The following is a 2714-nucleotide window of genomic DNA, read 5'->3' as shown; positions in this document are numbered from 1 at the left end:
GCCGCAATCACCTCATACAGACTGGCGTGATCCCGGAACGCCCCGTTCAACGCAATCGCACCGCCATCGGTAATCGCACCAAAAAACGTCTGCCCATCGGCAGAGAAGGTTGCGAATTTCATCTAAATGTCTCCCAAACCTCACGAATAACGTCTGCTGCCATCAGCACATCGTCGCGTGTTGTATCAAATTGCCCGACCTGAAAGCGGATGATCTTGCGACCATCGAACATGCCTTGTGTCAGATAGATCCGGCCATCGTCATTCAGCGCGTCGACCAACCGTTGCTGCATGGCATCGTCGCCCGGGCAGCGGAAAGAAAACAGGCTCAGGATCGGTCCCGTAGTGATCTCGAACCCGTCCATTGCGCCGATTTTCTCGGCAAGCGCACTGGCCCAGGTCACGTGGTTGCGGATGCGGCTCTGCAATCCCTCCAGACCGTATGAACGCAGCAGGAACCAGATTTTGAGCGCCCGGAAACGGCGTCCCAGAGGGATCGTCCATTCCGAATAATTCGTTACCTCTGCGCCGGTTGTTTTCAGGTATTCGGGCTCGATCTTCAGCGTATTGAGTTGTGGTGTCGCGTCCCGCAGAAACTGGATTGCACAATCGAACTGGGCACCCATCCATTTGTGCGGATTGAAGACGATACTGTCATAGCGGTCGGCCCCACGCCAAAGGGCGTCGCGGAACTCGGGGCAGATCATGGCAGATCCGGCCCAGGCGGCATCAAGATGAGTATACAGGTCGTGTTTCTGCGCGATATCCGCCACGGCGATCAGGTCATCACAGGCCCCGACACCGGTTCCCCCGGTGATGGCGATGATCCCGGCAGGAATGTTCCCTGCGGCAATGTCATTCTGAATCGCAGCCTCAAGCGCTTCGGGGTCAATTGCATAAGTCGAACCGTGAGTAGGCAGTATGACCAGATTGTCCTGACCGATACCTGCGACCCAGCAAGCCCGGTCAATGGACGAATGCACCTGATCCGAGCAGTAGATCCGCAATGCACCCTTGGTGTTCAGCCCCTCGCGGTTGCCGGTAAAGCCTGTGGCCCGTTCCCGCATGGTCAGAACCGCAGACAAGGTCGCCGAGGATGCGCTGTCCTGAATGACACCGGTCATGCCAGCAGGCAAACCAAGCGCCTGCCGCATCCAGTCGACCATGACGCCTTCGACCTCGGTTGCGGCGGGTGATGTTTGCCACAGCATGCATTGCGCAGCGATGGTGCTCACCAGCATCTCGGCCAGCATCGAGGGCGGTGCAGCGTTGGCCGGGAAATAGGCAAAGAACCTTGGGTGTTGCCAATGTGTGATGCCCGGCATCACGATCCGTTCGAAATCGGCCATGATGGCGTCCATCGGCTCACCTTGTACCGGCGGTGCGGCTTCAAGCTGAGCCGCAATTTCACCCGGTGCGGTCTGCGCGCGTACCGGGCGATCCGCTATGGTCCTGTGATAATCGGCAGCCCATTTCGAAATATGCTGCCCCCAGTGCGAAAACGCGTCCCAATCCATGGATCAACCTCATTTTCTGTGTTTTTTTGCCCAAATACAGTTATTTAAGCCTCAAGTCATTGCCTGTGCCAACCCGTGCGCGAGAAACGGTTCAGGTTTGATTTTCTCTACGGTGCTATAATCGGCGACGCGTCGAGATCCGAGTGTTTCTGGGCGACGCCCACAAAAGGTGTGCCGTGCTCAAACCAGCTCTTGGGGGCGGGCGCACCCCAAAGTGTCTGGCGCTGAGGGTCTTTGAGATCCCATTTGATTGGCTCCAGATCAGGGTCGACAGTCTGGTAGTCCGAGCAGTAAATCTCGATCCGGTGGCCATCTGGATCCAAGATGTACAAAAAGAACGCATTCGAAATACCGTGCCGCCCCGGCCCACGCTCGATATTGTCCACGTAACCGGTCGTCGACATCAGATCGAGCAGGTCGATGATGTTGAGTGGTGTCGGCACCCAGAAGGCGACATGGTGCATGCGCGGCCCGGTCCCATTGGTGAAGGCCATGTCATGAACACCGCCTTTGCGGTGCAGCCACGCGGCCCACAAACGTTTGCTGTCTTCGTCTTCGGTGTACTCTGTCACCCGAAAGCCGAAATCGCTGTAGAACGCCACGCTGTCATCGACGTTGGTCGAAAAGCAGTTGAAGTGATCAATGCGCAACGGCTTGACCCCGCGATAGAGCGCGTATTTCTGATGGATCGGCTCCAACCGATCCATCTTGTGATAGAACTCCAGCGGAATTCCCATGTTGTCCGACGTCAGCAACGTGCGCCCCTGATAGGATCGCTCAACCCACTCGGTCGGCCGACCTTTGGACTTAAAATACTCCGCAGCCCGGTCCAGATCCTCTTCATCGAAGGTCTTGAACCCCATCACCTCGACCGTGCCCGGCTGATCGGATTTCTGCAGGATCACACAATGGTGTCCCCGTTCCTCCATCGCGCGCAAATAGACGTGGCTGTCCGTTTCGTCCGACACCTGAAGACCCAGTATCTCAGAGTAGAACTTGCGGGACGCCGCAAGGTCGCTGACATTCAGACAGACATGGCTCAGGCGAATAGTGTTGAAGTTGGGATACAGATTGGGGGATGGGACGGGCATTGGAACCTCCTGTTATACCGGGAAAATGACGTTTGTCTGACCTGTGCCGGAGCTTGGGAAGTATTCGGTGACGACTTTGCATTTTTTGTCATACGTGTCCCAGCCCA

General features: G+C 56.7%; 2 protein-coding genes. Both read right to left on the bottom strand.

What is annotated here, in order from left to right; all coding sequences use genetic code 11:
• Positions 1-118: 118 nt before the first annotated feature.
• Positions 119-1516, bottom strand: coding sequence for a pyridoxal phosphate-dependent decarboxylase family protein (locus ACR0LF_RS23545; RefSeq protein WP_480584004.1), 1398 nt, complete (start codon positions 1514-1516; stop codon positions 119-121).
• A gap of 107 nt (positions 1517-1623) precedes the next feature.
• A complete protein-coding gene (gene hpaD, locus ACR0LF_RS23540; protein WP_480584001.1) occupies positions 1624-2607 on the bottom strand; it encodes a 3,4-dihydroxyphenylacetate 2,3-dioxygenase in 984 nt (327 codons plus the stop codon).
• Positions 2608-2714 lie beyond the last annotated feature (107 nt).

Source organism: Ruegeria sp. E8, assembly GCF_056533985.1.
Note: the sequence above shows the minus strand (reverse complement) of the source record. Positions and strands in the feature narration are given on the sequence as shown.

Excerpts from the sequence above, each read along its gene's own strand:
- hpaD (WP_480584001.1), bottom strand. The coding sequence starts at position 2,607 with ATGCCCGTCCCATCCCCCAATCTGTATCCCAACTTCAACACTATTCGC.
- ACR0LF_RS23545 (WP_480584004.1), bottom strand. The coding sequence starts at position 1,516 with ATGGATTGGGACGCGTTTTCGCACTGGGGGCAGCATATTTCGAAATGG.